Source organism: Opitutaceae bacterium TAV5 (assembly GCA_000242935.3).
GTDB lineage: Bacteria > Verrucomicrobiota > Verrucomicrobiia > Opitutales > Opitutaceae > Geminisphaera.
The window spans coordinates 2813666-2831055 of the sequence record CP007053.1; the positions used below are offsets into that span (position 1 = coordinate 2813666).

Here is a 17390-nt window from a genome sequence, read left to right on the forward strand (position 1 = left end):
ATGAAAACATCCATATCTCCGAATATCTCGTCCCGCATCATCCGCCGTTCGCGTCCTGCGGGTTTCACGCTCATCGAACTGCTCACGGTCATTGCCATCATCGGCGTGCTGGCGGGCATCCTTATCCCCGTCGTCTCGCGTGTGCGCCACTCGGCGCGCGCGGCCACCTGCAAGAGCAACCTTCGCCAGATTGCCACCTACATCATCATCGGGGCGAACGACAACCGGGGCAAATTCTGGGGCGATACCGATACCAACGACGAGTATACCCGCATCCAGTACATCATGGAGTACCACGACGACTGGGGAGCCATCACCACCGCGGGTCTGCTAAAAAAAGGCGAAGAGAGCATCCTCATCTGTCCGGTCAACAAAGCGGACGGCAACCCGTTCGTCGATCCGGTGGCTCACGGATCCTCCTGGGAGTGCCATTATGTGGCCAACCGGAAAGTGTATCCGAACTGGACCACGACCGGGCGGGTCAACACGGCCACCCGGCTCGATGATCCCGATGCCTCGCGCCTGCCGCTGGTCTGGGACTGGCGCGGAGACAAGGGCTCGGGCACATCGCGGAGTTCCCATCACTCCAGCCCGGGCTCAAAGCCTGACAGTGAAAACTCCGCCACCTTTGCCTTCACCGACGGCTCGGTCCGCTTCCTGAAGCATCCGGAAAAAGTGGTGCCCTGACTCTGCCGGCGGGTTTACATCCGCTCCTCTCGCCATGCGTTGCCTCACACGTTTACGGTTCTCTTCCCCTGCTGCCGCCACGCGCGGTTTCACGCTCGTCGAGTTGCTCACGGTTATCACGATTATCGGCATTCTCGCCGGCATCATGATTCCTGTGGTGTCACGCGTCCGCTTCTCCGCGCGTGCCACCCAATGCCGCAGCAACATCCGCCAGATCGTCAATTACATGGTCCTCGGCGCGAACGAGAACAAGGGTCGTTTGCTGGACCGGACGGATGGCGGAGGAAATGATGAGATAACGCGTATTCAACTCCTGATGACGGGTCAGAGTTCCGGAACGCTCAAAAGCATCGGATTGATGACAAAGGGTGAGGAAAAAATCCTGATATGCCCGGTGAGCAAATCCGTCGGAGCCACTCCTCTTGTCAATCCGGCAAGTGGCGCGAGTTGGGAGTGTCATTATTCGGCCTGCCGGAAAATTTATGTTTCCTGGGAAAGCTCGGCGGGGCGCGTCGACACGCCGACCCGGCTCGATGAGTCCGATGCTGCCCGAATCCCGGTGGTCTGGGACCAGCGAGGCGACAACCCCTCGCAGAAAATGAACAAGCATCATTCTGCCCCTGGAGCCGACGACGAGAAATCAGCCGTTTTCGGTTATCTCGACGGTTCGGTGCGTTTTGTGAAAAGCCCCGGGTCAGTGTTCCGGTAAGCCTTCTTTTTACCGGCCTGCAAACCACCCTTTTTCTTCCGGACAGCGTGAAGCCTCTTCGCGTCTGTCTGTTCCGTCACTCCCGTAACCCCCGTATCATGAACCTTCCATTCTGCTCCTGTTCCCGTCGGCCACCGTTTCCTGTCTTTCGCGTCGTTTCCGTTCGCGCCGGCGCCCTGTTGATCGCTCTGTTCTTGCTGATCCCGTTATCCGGATACCCAGCGTCGGAACCGGGCACATTTCTGATCGATCCGGGGCAGGGTGGTTTCGATGCGGGCTCCCTGCCGGCGCCAGGATGGTCCACCAGTTTGCTCGCCGGTGCCTCTGCGGTGGCGATCGATCCTGCCGTCCAGTCACCTTTTTCGGCCGGTGCCGGCTCGCTGCTGCTTCACGATGCCGATGACGGTACTTCCGGAAATACCGGCCCGCGCGTGTCCCGAAGTTTTGTAGCCCAGGCGTGCGGAAGCGGCTCTTCTGGCACGCTCCTGTGGTCATTCGAGTACCGGATTCCGGAGGGTGCGCCCGACTCGACCGAGTTCTCCATCCGGCTCGCGCAGAATCTGGCCAGCGGAGTTATCGGGCCGGAGCTTTTCCTCGGGCGAGGCGGTTACCTGCAAGCGCGCAACGGTTCCTCGTTGGTGCCGTTGCTGGCTGTCGCGGCCGGGACTTGGTATCATGTGGAGGTGACGGTGCGTCTGGAGACGAGGACCTATGATGTGGCGGTGGCGTCCCTTGCCGCCGATGGCGAAACGGGACCGCTCGTCGTGCTCGCATCCGGTTTCGGTTTCTTTAACACGCCCGTCAGCCTGGCGGTGCTGGCTTCCCAGGATACGGTTGCCGGTACTGCCGGCGGTGCGCTTCACCTGGACAACATTACCCTCCGCGTGGCGGCGGAGACCGATGCGGTTGTCTATAACGTCAAGGCTTTCGGGGCGGCGGGTGATGGCATCGCCGATGATGGAGCCGCCATCGCTTCCGCCGTGGCGACGCTCAAATCAGCGGGCCTCGCCGGTGTCCTTTATTTCCCGGACGGCCGCTACCGACGGGGGAGCAGCGGGCACGGTCTCGTCCTCAACGGCGTTTCCGATACCACGGTGCTGTTTGCGCCGGATGCCGTCCTTGTGATGGACAATCTGGTTATTCAAAACGGGAAAAAAGTGGGTTCAGGGCACGGCGTGTATGTGCAAGGCCCGGGTGCGCGCCTCTCGTTCATCGGTGTGCATGTCCGGTGGGCGGAGCTGGCCGGGGCACGCAGCATGGGCGACGGATTTCGTTTTCTCGGGTATCCCGGAGAGGAGGGCAATATACTCGAGGATCTGCATTTTCGGGACTGCCGCACGGAACGCAGTCCGCAAACGGGTGCGATATTTCTGGGATGCGCGACGGTCGATGTCCGGAATTTTTATGTCGAGGACAGTCTGGCCGACGGACTCCATTTCAACGCCTGCAACTCGGTGACTGTTGACACGGTGACCGGTATCAATACGGGCGACGACACGCTGGCTTTCGTGACGTACTACGATCCAGTTCTCATCTACGATCAGTCGCACTACAACCAGCCGGATCTGAATCCGGTCTGGAATAATGCCCACTCGACGGCTACCGGCATCACGTCGATCGGCGGTGCCGCCAACGGCGTCCGTATTTCCGGAGGCCGCGACATCACGGTGTCCGACGTTTACGTGGATGGGAAAGCGTCCTGCGGCGTCGTGATCGACAGCGCCCGGGCCGATGGCATGAACGTCAGGTGGACCTATCTGGCTTCCCGGGGAATCACGCTTTCCGATCTGACGCTGCTGAACTGCGACACGGGGTTGCTCGTGCACTACAACCCTGCGACCAACCCGCTTTCTTCCGATCCGGTGTGGTCCGGATTCGATGTGACAGTGACGGGGGCGAATACGATCAGCGGGGCGGCCAACGATTCGATCCACCTCTGGAATTGTGCCGCCATTCCAGGTGACAACGGACAGATAACCGGGGGCGTTCGCATTGCCGGAGTCGAGGCCGCCGGCCGCAGGATTCGCGTCCGCAACAGTCGCAACTGTTCCCTGACGGACATCTCGCTGGAGGGTGCCTCGTTTGCCGTTATCGGCGCCACGACGATTTCACCCGACCTCGGCGATTTGCCAGACAGCGACATTGCGCTCGATGACATCGTGGTTACCGGCGGCAGCCTCCTTGTGCAAAACGGACGGGGTTTTACTGTCGGTTCGCTCGAGGTTCGGGATGCACCGACCGATGGCGTGATTTTCCAGAACGTGGTCCAGCCGGCGGGTTATCCGGCGGTCAGCTCGATCGCGGTCACGTACCCGAATCGCAACAACCAGGCGGGCGCCCGGGCGCTCCTGCTGGCGAAATGTCAGGGACTGACGATCGATAATTACGACCTGATCCAGGACGATCACCCGATCCGCTCGGTGGAGATCGGCGGGGGCGACGCTGCGGCGGTTACCTCCGATGTGGCGGTCATGAACATGAACTACGTCAGTGGCATCGTGCCGCTCTCCCCCGGTCACGTGATTCAGGGCGGCGCGTGGGCGCCCGTATCGTGGTACCTGAACTTGTATTACTCCGATACTGCCGGCCAGAACTCGGGACACTACCTTCATGTGCCATGACAGGAACGACCTCCGATGGCAGATCCGAAACGGGTGAGGGGAATCAGCGGGCTTCGGCGGCCTCGACGATGCGGTGCGCCATCCCGGTCATCCCCGGAAAATCATGGAGTGAGGCATGGGCCGGATATCATAAAGACGCTTCTCCCGTTGGCCGGGTGCTTGCATTTCCGGCTTTCGGCTGTTTGTGAGATGGCAAATGGCCGAACCCGCCCATATCTCCATCCGTGATCTCGCTGCCCGGCTGGGGCTGGGCCGGACTGCCGTGTCGATGGCGCTGCGGAATCATCCGCACATATCCGAAAAGACACGACAGCGCGTGCAGGCCGAGGCGGAGCGGCTCGGCTATCGCCCCAATGCGCTGGTCACCGCTCTCATGTCGCAAATCCGCACCCGTCGGGTGAAGCGCAGCGGCGAGACCATCGCCTTTTTCAGCGCCTGGAAAACCCGGGAAGAATGGATCGACGCCAACCCGCACGACCGGATTCTTCAGGGCGCCAGCGTCCGCGCCGGGCATCTCGGCTTTCGCGTCGAACCCTTCTGGCTTGGCTTGCGTGGTGGCGACTCCGCCCGCATTGCCCGCATCCTGCGCGCCCGTGCTGTACGCGGCGCCATTATCGGCCCCATGCCGCTCGATCTCGAAACGCTGCAATTTGACTGGAACAGTTTTTGTGCCGTCGCCGTCGGCTATTCCTTTTCGCAGCAGAACTTCGACCGCGTAACCAACAACCATTTCAACATCATCCGGCTTTGCTACGATAATCTATGGCGTCTCGGGCATCGTCGTATCGGTCTGGCGATTACAAAGGAGTCGGATGATCGCGTGCAACATTTGTGGCTGGGCGGTTTCAGCACGAGCCAGCAAGTGCTCGGAGGCTCGGCCATCCCGCCTCTCTGGCTGGAACACTGGGAGAGTCATCCGGATTCGAAAAAGCAATTCCTGAAATGGTATCGCGCTCACAAGCCCGATGCCGTTCTCGGCATCGGACCCGACAATCCCCTGCACTGGATGCGCGAAGCCGGCATCAGCGTTCCCCGGCAGACAAGCTACGCCAACATCGATCTCGATCTCTGGAAAAAGGGTGTGGTGGCGGGAGCATTGCAGGATATGAACGCCGTCGGAGCCGGAGCCGTGGATTTGGTCACGGCGGGAATCAGCCGCAACGAATGCGGCATCCCTGCCAGCCCCAAGATCATCCTCATGGACGCCGCTTGGTCCGACGGGCGTACGGTTGCGCGTCGTGGATGATGCTTGCCAAATCCGGGAAGGGTTGGAGGGGGGGGCAGTAATGGAGCGGCAGCGTCCCGCCCCTACGGGCAGCTACGCTGACATCAGATTGAATCGCACCCGGCGGGGAGGGGGCGGGGGATCATGTCTCTGTTTTCGATAGAGAGCCGGATAGTCTCCTCGATTTTGCGGACGGCGGCGATGTCGATGTTGCCGCGGGCCACGTGTGCGCGGACGGCGTTGTTGAATTCCAGCCGTTGCCAGGGGGTCCAGACAGCGCCCTTGTGAGCGGAGACAAGGGAGACAGCCTCCTGCCAGTTGGCGTCCCGCATGTAGAGTGATACGAGGACCGAGGTGTCAAAACAGGCGCTCATTCGCGGCCGGGGATGATGCGCCACGCTTCTTCGCCCTCAAAGCGTCCGGCGAGGTGAGCGGTGAGTTTGTCGTAATCGACCTTGCCCTTGCGGCGGCTGACACCCGCTCCGGCCAGTTTGCCAAGCACGTAGGCGTTGAAGCTTTTTTTGGCGCGGCGTGCCTGCGCTTGCAGACGCTTTTTTTCCTTGTCGGAGACCTTGAGTGTGATCGTTGCGGTTGGCATGATGCGAAGTATGATAGCGCCAGTGGACGGGTCAAGAGGCCGGGCGGGAGGGAGGGTCGCGCGAACCCGAACCGGCTGCCATTGCCCGCCTGTGCTGTCCGTGTTCTGCTCCACCCCGTGCGCGCTCATTCCGCCTTTGCTCCCCGTCTCCGGTCCATTCGTTTACGCCCCCGGGAGTTCTCCGCTCCGGGCGTTATTGCTGCCGATGACACCGGTTTTCCCGAAAATGAAGGTAAAAGCGGGAATGGCGGTTTTGGCTACGCCGGGTTTTTCCAGACATACCGTCGTCGGGGATCGCGGTTGTTTTTCCCTACGGGAATGACAAGGCCCAGCCGCTCCAGCCTGGCCATGCGGGTACGGATCGTGCGGGTTGTGACACCCAGCGCAGTGGCGATTTCCTTCGGCGCCAGGCCATCGGCAGCTTCATGAGAGATGAGGAGTTGACGGATTTGTTCCCCTGCGGGATCGAGCGCCGGAGCCGTCATCGCAACCGGGACAAGCGGGAGGATGGCCCGGAAACGGAAGGGCAGTTCCTCGAAGCGCGGCGGAGGCAGGCCGGCGTCTGCGCATGCGGCTACGGCCCGCTGGATGCCGCTGCCCCACTGCTCGATGTAGCCGAGTTCCTTGAAGACGCGTCCGATCACGCGATTGCGGAGGCGCGAGACTCCTTGCGTGATGTCCTCGATGGTGAGGCCGGCGAGGAGAATCCCGGGATTCTCGATTTCGAGGCGGTCGTCGAACAGCGACACCCGGACGGGCGCTCCTGCCTGTGAGTAATCGGCATGCACGATGGCATTGACCAGCAATTCGCGGGCGGCGCGCAGCGGAATGCTTTCACCGGGTGTGTTGCGCAGCCCGTCGATGCGAACAGGGCGGTTCGAATGCCGCCGGATGAAACCGTATGCCTCCTCGAGCGCCTGCGGGAGGAGTTTGGTGGATTCGAGCGTATCGGCGAGCCGGGTTTTGTCCGTTCCGGAAAAACGCCCGCACTGAATCCATGCGTCGGGAAAGCGGCGTGTGTGGTCACGCCCGAAGAGAAGAAAACCGCCGGTAGAGGGAACTTCGCGCCGGGCGTGCCGGACGAGAATCCGGAGGGTCTGGAGCGTTGCGGAGGTGAGTTTGATGCGGGGGGAAAACAGGGCTGCGGCCGCTTCGAGGTCGAGATCGGCGCGACCGAATTCAGGGAGGGGGATCTCGTCAAACGTTTCGCTTGCGGACAGGCGCTGCATTTCCCGAATGAGCGCGATGTCGGCCTTGCGGTTGGTGGAACCCAGGCGGACAAACACGCCGTTTTCCGGACCGAGGTTTTTGAGGAAGCAGGGGCTGCTGTTTCCAGGGTAAACCTCGATGCGCATGAGCTGGGCTCCGCGCCACGAAAGGATTTCGAGAGTGGGAACGAGCCGCGGGGAAATGCGGTCGGCGATCAGGCTGGCGAGGCGTTCCTCTTCCTTGAGCGGATCGGCGAGGCCTCCGGTTTTCCTGGTCTTGTCGTCAACACCGACAAGCATGATGCCTCCGGCCGTATTGGCAAAGGCGACGATCGTCTTGAGCACGTTGTCGGGCGAAGACAGGTCGCGCTTGAATTCCAGCGTCTTGCCCTCGGGTTGGCGAAGCAGTGCGGCGATGTCCATAACTAGGAAATGGAACTAGGAAGCCCGGAAGCGTCAAGCCTTCCGAGTCGGGCGGCCCGGTCCGGGGGGGGGGACCGGCGGGCCGAAGAGCAGGGGCGACGTTTCGCCGCACTTCATTCCAGCCACATTTCCGGCAGGAGGACGCGGTGGCTGCGCGGGCGGCAGTCTCTGGTGCTTGTTGGCGGACTCCGACAAATCGGGACAAGACAAGATAAGGGTAACCGGAGTTGTGCCTCTGGTCAGTGGACGTGTCCAGTATCATGACGCTTTCATTTTCCGGGAGACGAGGGCAGGTTTGCGGAAACCTTCACCACCTCCCCGTCACATCGCTTCCCTGTTGTTTCCATCACCGTTTCCGATGTCCGCCACTACCGTCACTTCCGACACGCTTGCCGAGCTTCCGCCCCGCCAACAGGTGGAAACCCTCATCCGTACCTGGCTGAACACGGGACGTTACGGACCGGGCGACCTGCTTCCCACCGCGCGCGACATCGCCCATTTCTGCAATGACATCAGCAGGCCCACCGTCCGCCGCGTCCTCAAGGTCCTGATCGAAGAGGGACTCCTTCGCGGAGTCCAGGGCAAAGGCGTATATGTGAGCAACAGGACGAACATGGAAGGAAATTCGTAGTTTAATAACCGATACTTGAGTACCTGTCTCGAAAACCCGAGTTCCAACCCAACCAGAATCATATGAAGACCCGATTCATCCAAATCGCCACCTTGCTCGCCGTCCTCATGGGACTGCCTGCGGTGCTCCACGCCGCTCTCTCCATCTCCGATGCGGACATTCAGGACGGCAAGTACATATACGACCTGACCTTCGCAGACATGACTACGACAAGCCCGTCCACGGGCCAATTTTTCGAGGACGTCTGGTCTTGGAGCAACATTGCGCTCTCGACGGAAGATAACTGGAAATATGTTCGCGCGATAGACACCTCGGCGAATTTCATCTACAAATTCGATTTCAGTGATACGAATTTTCGTATCGAGAAAGTAGATATAGCGGGTACGGGACGGCTTTTCGGAGATACCACCGGAAACATTGTCGGCACCGTTTCGATTTATTACAGCCTGACCGGAAACGATGACGACTGGACCTTGATCACAAGCTCCGACAATAAAGGGTTCACCGGTTCAACGACAAACCGGGGGTACAACACCGCCGCAAGCATCACCCTTACGGAACTTGCCGAAACCTTCTGGTACAAGGTCGTGTTTGATGTGGAAAAAGGAACGGCGAGCACGCGTTATCAATGGAATCGTATCAATTCGACTGACAATCCGTTCACCGTCACCTTCGATGTCGCCGCCGTTCCCGAGCCTGCAACGGTCGCTCTCCTGTCGGGACTCTCCGTTCTTCTCGTCGCTCTTTGCCTTGGCCGTCGCTTGCGCTGAACATGCCGGCGCTTGCCAGCGTGGCTGCTCATCCGAAAACAGGGACGGGCGGCGATTCCCGCCCCGACTTTCCCGGCAGTACGGCTTTTCGATTTTTCCCCATGAAAACACACTTCCGCCAATGTACGGCTTTTACGCTCGTCGAACTCCTTACCGTCATCGCCATCATCGGCACACTCGCAGCCATCCTCATTCCGACGGTCGGCATGGTTCGCCAGAAGGCACGTCATGCAAAATGCACGACGCACATGCGCGGTTTCCTCAACGCGGTGCCCCTCTACGCGATCGAAAACGGCGGACGCCTGCCCGTCTCGACTTACCGGGATCCCGACAACCCTGACAACGCTACCAACGTCGTGGAGGTTCGCGTTATCCTGGCGCCTTACATGTTTTCGATCCCGCCTGACGTAGCATCATGGAAGGTCTTCAACATGACCAAGGACAAGATGTGTGCCGTCGATAGCTGGATCTACGGTTTCAACTCGTACGTGAGCAAACTGCCCTTGTCCCAAATCAGCGAACCCTCGCGCCTCGCCTATATCATCGACGAGAAAAGCCGCTGGATCAATGCGACAACCCTGAGCAGCTCGACCGGCGAAGCCGATTTGCGGAAGGCCGTTCCCAAACCTCACAACAAAAAAATCAACGTCGGTTTTCTCGACGGACATGTCGAAGCATGGCTGGTGAGCCAGATGACCTGGGCGCAATTCACCCGCAGCACCCCGAGCTACACCAACGGGCACGAAACCCAACACTTCGCCACGGCGGAGTATGACCGGTAAGATGATGGCCGTCTCTTCCGGCCTCCGTTTCTTGTCCACCGAAGGGTGATCCGGCTTTCGATTATCTCCATCCCTCCAATTTGCAATGAGAACAATACGACCATGCGCTGGCCCGTCTGCACGAGGCGCGTTTCTTTCCCTGCTGATGGTTGCGGCCATCGGTCTGTTATCCGCATCGCCCGGGTCAGTTGCCGCCACTGCCGCTGAAAGTGTCACCTCCGTGACAAATCACCTGCAGAACGGCGATTTCGAATCCGCGGCTACATCCGTCGCTCCCTGGCGCTGGGCGACCTCCGGCGGGGCTCAAGCCTCGGGTGAACCCGATTCCGAAACCCGTTTTTCCGGACATCGCTCCTTCAGGATCACCAACGCCACTCCTCGTGCTCCCGACGTTTATGGAGGCCTCCGCCAGATCGTGAAGGGTTTGAAGCCCGACACTGCTTACCAGGTGCGCCTTTGGGTCAAGGGGGAGAATGTCTCCAGTGCTGTTCTCGTTTGTGGTGTCCGGTGGGACAAACGCATGAACTTGCCTCGCGGCACGTATGGATGGCGCCGCGTTGTGTTTGATCTCGAGACCGGTTCTTCCCCGGGCGATTTCAATGTCATCGTCATCGCGGATTCCACCGTAGGGGCGCTTTGGGTGGACGACATCGAACTCGTCGAGACAGCCGAGGTCGAGGCCGTCGAAGGCCCCATCGAACGCACTGGCCTGCGCAACGGCGGATTCGATCAACCTGGTCTTGCCTGGTGGGACTGGTCGCTGGCCGGCAAGCCTGCGCCCGAGGCGAGCGGCGACCTTGATGCCTCCGTGAAACGCAGCGGACGCCACTCCTTCAGGATCACCAACCAGACACCCGAAACCCGCAACACCTACGGCCGTCTCCGCCAACTCGTGGACGGTCTGGAGCCCGGCCGGAAGTACCGCCTCCGCATGTGGATCAAAGGGCAGTCTGTCAGCAAATGCGTGGTCGCCCTCGGGGAAGGCTGGAAGATGCGCAAAAATATCCCCGCCCGCACCTACGACTGGCAGGAGTTTTCCTTCGATTTTACCACCGACCGCAAAACCGCGTTTCAGGTCATCGTCATTGCCGCCGGGCCAACGCAGGCATTGTGGATCGACGACGTGGAAATCATTGCCCTCGACGACGTCCACCAGACTGCCACCGTCCCTCGTATTTCCCCTCCCGCCGTGTGGGACAACCTTGCTCCGTCACTCGCCTTTTACCCTGTGTTTCAGCATGCCCTTGCTTCCGCTTCCGCCCCACCGCTCACTCTCCTGCCCGACAAGGCCGGACGCGATGGCAGCGGCGGCGGCACGGTTCGCATCACCCATGATACACTCGGCCTGCATTTTGTATTCGATGCATCCGGACAACATCGAGGGGAAGTCATTGATGGCGAATCCATGTGGCGAGGCGACAGCGTTCAGGTCGCCATCGACCTGAAAACCGCCGAGCGGCCGGATGGCAGCACTGCGCCATGGTATGAGATCGGATTCGCGCTTCTGCCGGCCGGCAAGGTTGGCATCCATGCCTGGCGTACCGGCCAGGACCCCGATTTCGATTACGCCTCCATCGCCGCCACCACCACCGGCGTGCGAACCGAGAGCGGTTATCGCATTACCACAACCATCCCTTGGCATGTGCTCAAGGTGGATGCCCGAAACCCGCCTCCTGTGCTTGGCCTGAATGTCGTTTTCAACAGTGAAGGCGAAGGCGGCGTGCGTCAGGCCGCCGAGTGGACTCCGGGCATCGCGCACGAGAAAAACCCGGCGGCCTTCGCAATCGCGCTTCTGGAACAATCCCGGATGCCGTCGGTGGCCTTGCTTCGCCTCGACAAAACCACTCACGACGCCGGCGAACGGGTTTCCGGGACGTTGATCGAATACGCGCATCAGGCGCTGGTGTCGGAAAAGGTGGTGCTCGGGGCGCGGCGGGTGACGAGCGAGCCAGCGGAGGCAGCGGGATCCGCCCGGGGAGAAGACCCGGTTGTTGTTGGCGAGGTGGTGCTGCCTGCCGTGGCACAAGGCGAGGCGCGCAGTGTTTTTTTTTCGGCAGGCAACGCGCAGTTTGACCGGCAGGGCGCGTGGCAGGTGTTCGCGCGCAAGGCAGGCGGGAGGGATGTGACGCGCACGGCAACGCCCGTGCTGGCGGAAGCCGATTTGAGACGCATCAACATGCGCGACCGGCTGGCCGGTTTGTTCGAGACGGTGAAAGCACGGCATGAAAAAACGGGAAAGCCCGGCCAGCGGGATGACCTGTATTTCAATGCCGGTGACAGCATCGCCGGACATTTTCTGCGCCGTCTTTCGGGCGAGCAGGAGGAGCATCACTTCGAAAAAAACAAGGAATGGAGCCTTCTGCAACTGGAAGAGGTGCAGGCTATTCTGGATGAGCTTGAAGAACGAAACCGCGAGAGCATCGCGGCGATGTCATCGCAGCAGGGAAAAGGCGAGATGCCGTCACCCGCTGTCGGAAAAACCGGAATCAGCGACGGCGTTCTGGTCCGTACGACCGATGGCATTCCGGATGCATCCCGACCTTCTTTTTTTAACGGCTTCGGACACTTTGACGCGGTTGCACGCGATCTGCCATTTCTGGCAGGAATCGGCGCGAGGCTGATCCAGCAGGAACGTGGCCCATCGGACTTGCTGGCGGATGGCAGGCCGGGCCCCGGTGTGGATTCGATCGTGAAAACCCTGCGGGAAGCCGAATCGACCGGCGTCATGGTGGACCTGTTGCTTTCTCCTCACTATTTTCCACGCCGCGTGCTCGACGCGCATCCGGATATCCGTCTGCGTTCCGCCGACTCGAAGGGTTTTATTCGGTTCAATATCGATCACCCGGAGGCGCGCCGGGTGATCGAACAATGGCTGCGGACCATTGTTCCCGCAGTCAAGGATTCGGCGGCGCTTTTCGGCCTGTGCATTTCCAACGAACCCGCCTACGTTTTCAGCGGCAAGGATGCTCACAGCCGCCCGCAATGGATCGCATGGTTGCGCAAACGGCATAAAAGCATCGGCTCGTTAAATACGCTTTACGGAACCTCGTGGCGTGATTTTGACGAAGTTCCCGTTCCTGCGCTGACGATGCCTGAAGGCGTCGAGGCACGCCGGGCGTTTTACGATTGGGTCAGATTCAACCAGGTGAACTTTGCCGCCTGGCATCAATGGATGGCGAATGTTATCCGGGAGATGGCTCCGGACGTGCTCTTGCACGCGAAACTGATGCCGGTGATGCTTGAGCGCAGCCGGCTGGTGGACGGCATCGATGCCGAATTGTTTGCGGAGTTTACCGACATCGCCGGCAACGATGTTTCTTCGTATTTTGAATCCCGTTACGGATATGCTTTTGCCTGGCAGCGTCAGCAAATGTGGTACGATCTGCTGCATTCGTTTCGGGGTCAGCCGGTCTTTAACTCGGAAAACCACTTCATCCCCGACGGTTTTCCGGCGCGCCATGTGCCGCCGGAGCATACACGCACGGTTATCTGGCAGGGCGGCTTGCATCATCAATGGGCGACGGCGTTGTGGGTATGGGAACAACCGCGTACCCCCGCGCTTTCCGGCAGCATCTGGCTGCGGCCGGCCAATACGTTTGCCGCTGCCGGAACGATGCTCGACATGAATCGCCTCGCTCCCGCGTTCGCCGCCGTCAATCAGGCGAAGGCGGAGGTGGCGCTGTTGTATTCGATGCCATCCACGTTCTGGAATCCGGACTACATCGACGCCCTCACATCGGCCTACACGGCCCTGACCTTCATGGGAAAGAAAGTGACGTTCATCAGCGAACGTCAGTTGGCCGGTGGCATCCGTTCCCCGGCCAACGCATATGCCCGTCGGATCGTGGTGTCGCACGCGACGCACGTGTCGGCTGATGCGGTTCGCGGGCTGGAGACGTTCGTGCGCGATGGCGGTCAGCTCGTGGCGGTGGGCCCGGGCAATCTGGCGTACGATGAGTACGCACGTCCGCAAAGCCTTCCGAAGATATTCGACGAACAGATTGTCCGGGTTGGAGGCGAGGGTTCCGATGAACGGCTGATGCATGCATTGCGCGACGCGTTCGGCGGCGGAAGTAACGAGGCTGACAAAACCGGACTTCGTTCGGAAACCGGAGCACTGGCCTGGGGAATCGAGTATCGAATCGTCAGGACGCCGGACGGCTTTCTCGTGCCACTGACCAATCTGTTGCGTGAGCCGCAGGTTGTGCGCCTGTCACTCGAAGGTTCGGCACGCGACCTGGTCAGCGGAAAACCGGTGGATCCGGGGCGCATCGAATTGCTGCCGATGACACCGGTTTTTCTGAAAATAGAATGAACCCCCGACCGGACCGGGTTTGGGGCGGGGCGGACCGACAGGACAAAGGCCGGCGGACGTTTCGCCGCACTTCACTCCAGCCACATTTCCGGCAGGAGGACGCGGTTGCTGCGCGGGCGGCGGGCATCGTAGAGGCCGAAGACCGGTTTGCCTGACTCCTTGCGGGTGCGTACGAAGGCGAGCGGTTTTTCCAGGTAAAGACGCAGACTGGAAGAGGGCGCATCCGGGCGATCTTCGGGCCGGAGTGTGACGCGGAAGACTTGCTGGTTGTTGATGCGGGTGTTGGTCCCGTCGATGGCGGCGATCCGGAAATCGCCGAGCGTGCCGTGGCGCAGCAGCCAAAGCACGCGGCGGCGGGACCGAATGCAGAACCAGATGAAGCACGCGCCGGCAGCCGGGAAAATGACGACAAAGCCTGATGCCGCGCTACCCTGGCTCAGGCGCGCGCCCTCGATGCAGGCGAGCGAAGGGTCGGCAGGGTGGTGACGCACCGTCACAACGGCTCCGGGCTGCCAGCGTTGGCCGGTCGTGAAACACTCGCCGGTGAGAAGCGCAGCTTCGGCGGCAGGGGCTGCTGGACTGTTGCCGCCGGTGCCGGGTTTCTCCGGCAGGACGGGGGCGGGAGAAAATTCGAAGGTGTAGCGCACCACCTTGACGTCGTTGATGCTCATGCTCGTCTCGGCGACGCCGACAACCTTGCCGCGCGTTTCGACGTGCGAGCGTGCCAGCGACCATTCGCGGGGAAGCGTCCATGGAAAGAAGAGCCAGAGGAAGGGCAGGCCGAAGAGAAAGAAAATCAACCCGAGGATACCGACGGCGAGCGGAGCGGAGGAGCGCAGCGCGGCCTTGCGCAGCGCCGGCGGGATTTCGCGGGGGGCGGGCGAGCCGAGAAACCCGCCGAGCATCTCGTCGGTAATCGTGGAGGCGGAGGGAGTCGCGGGGGTGTCGTCGGCAAAGACCATTGTGATACAGGCGCTGATGCTTTTATTCCACCACGATGCCGGTCGAGAGGGTGGCGAAATCCTGTGCGGGGGTGCAGACGTCGATATCGCCTCCGTGGAAACCTTTTCGTTTCGCCTTGAGCGTGAAAACGACGTCCAGCGAATCGGACGGCGGCAGCGGACGGTTGAAATAGAAGGAGTGGAAATCGAGCGTCTTTTGCGGGGCTTCCGCAGCCGGGGAGACCTCGACAATCTCGAAGCCCGACAGGAGGCTGTCGTAGATGTCGATGCTTTCGAGTGTGGTCCGGGAGGTGTGCGGATTGGCCGTGCGGATCGCCAGCCTGAATGTCTCTCCATGGGCGACGCGGGCGGGGTAATCGACCTGCACCTGGAAGGGAGGCAGGTCGGCGGAGGGGCCGGAATCGGACGCGACGATCGAAGGCGGATCATCGGACGATGAAAACAGGAGCGAAGGCATGACGCCGGCCTCCCGGAGCAAGGGAACCAGAAACAGGAACGTGCAGAGCGCGATGCCTGCCAGCCAGAAGAGGCTGGTGGCGATGAAGGTGACAACGATGGTGAGGGCGGTTTTCATTCCGGCAAGGACGGGTGCGGATTGTGCGCGGAAGGATTTGCGTTTGGCGATAATGAACGCGAGGGGTGGCACGGGCTTCCAGCCCGTGGGTTTGCGTGGCATGGCCATCTTGGCCATGTGTTCGGAACACGGGCTGGAAGCCCGTGCCTGGAGTTTGGCGCTGACTAGTTTTGCAGCAGGAAAGGCTTGATTAAATATCTAGTTATAATACTAGTTTCCTTTATGGGCTATCCAACCAAAGTTCAATGCATCCAGCGCAAGGAAACCGCGCAGTATTACATCAACTTCCCCGCCCCCATCGCGCAGGCGATGGACTTCGCCAAGGGCGAGACGGTCGAGTGGACGATCCACGACAAGGGCCACCTGATCGTTTCCCGGCGCGAGGTTCCGCCCGATCCGGTCCCGGTAAAAAAAAAGCGTCGTTGAGCGAAGCCTTCGATTCCCTGCTCGACGGGCTGGCCCCCGCCTTCGGCTCGCCCGGGGATTTTACCCGGGCGCGCACCCAGTGGCTGGCCGGTCTGCTTAATCTGGGTCGCCACACGGTGACCGGAGCCCTGAGCACGGCCGGGGCGCAACACCGGGACTGGTCGGCGCAGTATCGCCTGCTGCAACGCCTGCCGGTCGATCCGGTCTTCGCGCACGTGCAACACGAGGCGCTGGCGGCCACCGATGCCGCCCGGCCCTGGGTGGTCGCGCTGGATGACTCCATCACCCGCAAAACCGGCCGCTGCATCCCCGGCTGCGGCTGGCGCAAGGATCCGCTCGGCCCGCCGTTCAACCTCAACTTTGTCTGGGGCCAGCGTGTGCTGCAGTTCTGCGCGGCCCTCCCCGCCGCCGACGGTTCGGCCCGGCTGGTGCCGGTGGACTGGCAGGAGGCCCCGCTGCCCAAAAAACCTTCGCGCCACGCCGATACCCGAACGCAGAAGGCCTACGTCGAGGCCCGCAAACAGGCCAACATCAACGAAGTCGCCGCCGGGCGGATGGCGCACCTGCGCACCGCGACCGCGCGCCCTATCCACTGGGTAAGCGACGGACGCTTCACCAACCGCACGGTGTTGCGCCAGCTGCCGGAGAACACCGTCCTGATCGGCCGGGTGCGCAAAGACACCGTGCTCTACGCGCCCTGCCAGGCGCGGCCCGGCAAAAAGGGACGCCCCCGCAAGTATGGCGACACCCTGCCCACGCCGGAACAGTTGCGCACCGACCAGACCGTCGGGTGGAGCCGGGTGCCGGCCTTCGCGGCGGAAAAGCGCCACGATTTCAAGATCAAAACACTGGGGCCGGTGCTGGCCCGTATCACCGGAGTCGATACCTTGGTCCGGGTGATGGTGATCGCCCCCCTGGGCTACCGGTTGAAAAAAGCAGGCAAGCTGCTCTACCGCCAGCCAGCCTGCCTGATTTGCACCAACCCGGACGTGCCGCTCGAAGACATCCTGCAGGAATACCTCTGGCGCTGGGACATCGAGGTGAACTTCCGGGATGAAAAGTGTCTGCTGGGCGTAAGCGAGGCACAGGTCAGGGAGCCGGAGGCGGTGCGCCGCCAGCCTGCCTGCGCGGTGGCCGCGTATGCCCTTTTGCTGCTTGCCGCGCATCACACCTATGGCGCGGACAAACTGCCCCCGTCGGTGCCCTTGGCCAAATGGCGCCGCCGCGAGCCCCCGCGCCGCGCCACCACCGGCTTGCTCATCAACCAACTGCGCGTCGAACTCTGGGCCCGCCACCTCCGCCGCGAGAGTTTATCCCACTTCTGCTCCCGCTCCTCCTCGAACACCAAGTCGCATAAACCCTCCACCGACCTCGCCTCCGCCCTGTTCTACTCCCATAACTGACTCTCCGGTCCGCCAAACTCCAGACACGGGCTGGAAGCCCGTGCCACGCGGAGAGG

At 61.3% G+C, this 17390-nt stretch carries 15 protein-coding genes; 10 read left to right on the forward strand and 5 right to left on the reverse strand.

What is annotated here, in order from left to right; translation table 11 throughout:
- From OPIT5_12305 to OPIT5_12320, 4 genes are all read left to right on the forward strand, one after another.
- On the forward strand, nt 1-687 hold the full coding sequence (locus OPIT5_12305; GenBank protein ID AHF90874.1) for an N-terminal cleavage protein: 687 nt from the start codon (nt 1-3) through the stop codon (nt 685-687).
- Nucleotides 688-721: 34 nt separating this feature from the next.
- Nucleotides 722-1396: an N-terminal cleavage protein gene (locus OPIT5_12310; protein ID AHF90875.1), complete on the forward strand. Its 675-nt coding sequence runs from the start codon at nt 722-724 to the stop codon at nt 1394-1396.
- Nucleotides 1397-1494: 98 nt separating this feature from the next.
- On the forward strand, nt 1495-4017 hold the full coding sequence (locus tag OPIT5_12315; protein ID AHF90876.1) for a hypothetical protein: 2523 nt from the start codon (nt 1495-1497) through the stop codon (nt 4015-4017).
- A gap of 196 nt (nt 4018-4213) precedes the next feature.
- The gene (locus OPIT5_12320) at nt 4214-5263 is read left to right on the forward strand and encodes a LacI family transcriptional regulator (GenBank protein AHF90877.1); all 1050 of its coding nucleotides are present in this window, start codon (nt 4214-4216) and stop codon (nt 5261-5263) included.
- A gap of 83 nt (nt 5264-5346) precedes the next feature.
- On the opposite strand, the gene OPIT5_12325 is transcribed toward OPIT5_12320, so the two are convergent.
- The 3 genes from OPIT5_12325 to OPIT5_12335 all read right to left on the reverse strand — a co-directional run bounded on the left by OPIT5_12325 (nt 5347) and on the right by OPIT5_12335 (nt 7471).
- A complete protein-coding gene (locus OPIT5_12325; GenBank protein ID AHF90878.1) occupies nt 5347-5616 on the reverse strand; it encodes a hypothetical protein in 270 nt (89 codons plus the stop codon).
- Nucleotides 5613-5840, reverse strand: a complete 228-nt coding sequence (locus OPIT5_12330; GenBank protein AHF90879.1) for a hypothetical protein — start codon at nt 5838-5840, stop codon at nt 5613-5615. The genes OPIT5_12325 and OPIT5_12330 overlap by 4 nt, the downstream gene beginning before the upstream one ends.
- A 257-nt stretch (nt 5841-6097) precedes the next feature.
- A complete protein-coding gene (locus tag OPIT5_12335) occupies nt 6098-7471 on the reverse strand; it encodes a transcriptional regulator (protein AHF90880.1) in 1374 nt (457 codons plus the stop codon).
- 358 nt (nt 7472-7829) lie between these two features.
- Here OPIT5_12335 and OPIT5_12340 point away from each other — a divergent pair, with 358 nt between their 5' ends.
- The 4 genes from OPIT5_12340 to OPIT5_12355 all read left to right on the forward strand — a co-directional run bounded on the left by OPIT5_12340 (nt 7830) and on the right by OPIT5_12355 (nt 13969).
- Nucleotides 7830-8102 (forward strand): GntR family transcriptional regulator, encoded by a 273-nt coding sequence (locus OPIT5_12340; protein AHF90881.1) that lies wholly within the window; start codon nt 7830-7832, stop codon nt 8100-8102.
- A 62-nt stretch (nt 8103-8164) separates the two neighbouring features.
- Nucleotides 8165-8872 (forward strand): hypothetical protein, encoded by a 708-nt coding sequence (locus OPIT5_12345; GenBank protein AHF94330.1) that lies wholly within the window; start codon nt 8165-8167, stop codon nt 8870-8872.
- Between the two features lie 101 nt (nt 8873-8973).
- Nucleotides 8974-9654 (forward strand): N-terminal cleavage protein, encoded by a 681-nt coding sequence (locus OPIT5_12350; GenBank protein ID AHF90882.1) that lies wholly within the window; start codon nt 8974-8976, stop codon nt 9652-9654.
- Between the two features lie 145 nt (nt 9655-9799).
- On the forward strand, nt 9800-13969 hold the full coding sequence (locus OPIT5_12355) for a hypothetical protein (GenBank protein ID AHF94331.1): 4170 nt from the start codon (nt 9800-9802) through the stop codon (nt 13967-13969).
- Between the two features lie 71 nt (nt 13970-14040).
- Here the strand turns inward: OPIT5_12355 and OPIT5_12360 are convergent, their stop codons facing one another.
- Together OPIT5_12360 and OPIT5_12365 are read right to left on the reverse strand one after the other, a co-directional pair.
- Entirely contained in the window at nt 14041-14931 is an 891-nt protein-coding gene (locus OPIT5_12360) for a hypothetical protein (protein ID AHF90883.1), read from the reverse strand.
- A 22-nt stretch (nt 14932-14953) separates the two neighbouring features.
- Nucleotides 14954-15622 (reverse strand): hypothetical protein, encoded by a 669-nt coding sequence (locus OPIT5_12365; protein ID AHF90884.1) that lies wholly within the window; start codon nt 15620-15622, stop codon nt 14954-14956.
- Nucleotides 15623-15727: 105 nt separating this feature from the next.
- Here OPIT5_12365 and OPIT5_12370 point away from each other — a divergent pair, with 105 nt between their 5' ends.
- Entirely contained in the window at nt 15728-15931 is a 204-nt protein-coding gene (locus OPIT5_12370; GenBank protein ID AHF90885.1) for a hypothetical protein, read from the forward strand.
- Complete coding sequence (locus tag OPIT5_12375) at nt 15928-17334, forward strand: hypothetical protein (GenBank protein ID AHF90886.1); 1407 nt, start codon at nt 15928-15930, stop codon at nt 17332-17334. The genes OPIT5_12370 and OPIT5_12375 overlap by 4 nt, the downstream gene beginning before the upstream one ends.
- Nucleotides 17335-17390 lie beyond the last annotated feature (56 nt).

Excerpts from the sequence above, each read along its gene's own strand:
- OPIT5_12360 (AHF90883.1), bottom strand. The coding sequence starts at position 14,931 with ATGGTCTTTGCCGACGACACCCCCGCGACTCCCTCCGCCTCCACGATT.
- OPIT5_12340 (AHF90881.1), top strand. The coding sequence starts at position 7,830 with ATGTCCGCCACTACCGTCACTTCCGACACGCTTGCCGAGCTTCCGCCC.
- OPIT5_12365 (AHF90884.1), bottom strand. The coding sequence starts at position 15,622 with ATGGCCAAGATGGCCATGCCACGCAAACCCACGGGCTGGAAGCCCGTG.
- OPIT5_12315 (AHF90876.1), top strand. The coding sequence starts at position 1,495 with ATGAACCTTCCATTCTGCTCCTGTTCCCGTCGGCCACCGTTTCCTGTC.
- OPIT5_12310 (AHF90875.1), top strand. The coding sequence starts at position 722 with ATGCGTTGCCTCACACGTTTACGGTTCTCTTCCCCTGCTGCCGCCACG.
- OPIT5_12370 (AHF90885.1), top strand. The coding sequence starts at position 15,728 with ATGGGCTATCCAACCAAAGTTCAATGCATCCAGCGCAAGGAAACCGCG.
- OPIT5_12345 (AHF94330.1), top strand. The coding sequence starts at position 8,165 with ATGAAGACCCGATTCATCCAAATCGCCACCTTGCTCGCCGTCCTCATG.
- OPIT5_12325 (AHF90878.1), bottom strand. The coding sequence starts at position 5,616 with ATGAGCGCCTGTTTTGACACCTCGGTCCTCGTATCACTCTACATGCGG.
- OPIT5_12355 (AHF94331.1), top strand. The coding sequence starts at position 9,800 with ATGGTTGCGGCCATCGGTCTGTTATCCGCATCGCCCGGGTCAGTTGCC.
- OPIT5_12350 (AHF90882.1), top strand. The coding sequence starts at position 8,974 with ATGAAAACACACTTCCGCCAATGTACGGCTTTTACGCTCGTCGAACTC.
- OPIT5_12320 (AHF90877.1), top strand. The coding sequence starts at position 4,214 with ATGGCCGAACCCGCCCATATCTCCATCCGTGATCTCGCTGCCCGGCTG.
- OPIT5_12330 (AHF90879.1), bottom strand. The coding sequence starts at position 5,840 with ATGCCAACCGCAACGATCACACTCAAGGTCTCCGACAAGGAAAAAAAG.
- OPIT5_12335 (AHF90880.1), bottom strand. The coding sequence starts at position 7,471 with ATGGACATCGCCGCACTGCTTCGCCAACCCGAGGGCAAGACGCTGGAA.
- OPIT5_12305 (AHF90874.1), top strand. The coding sequence starts at position 1 with ATGAAAACATCCATATCTCCGAATATCTCGTCCCGCATCATCCGCCGT.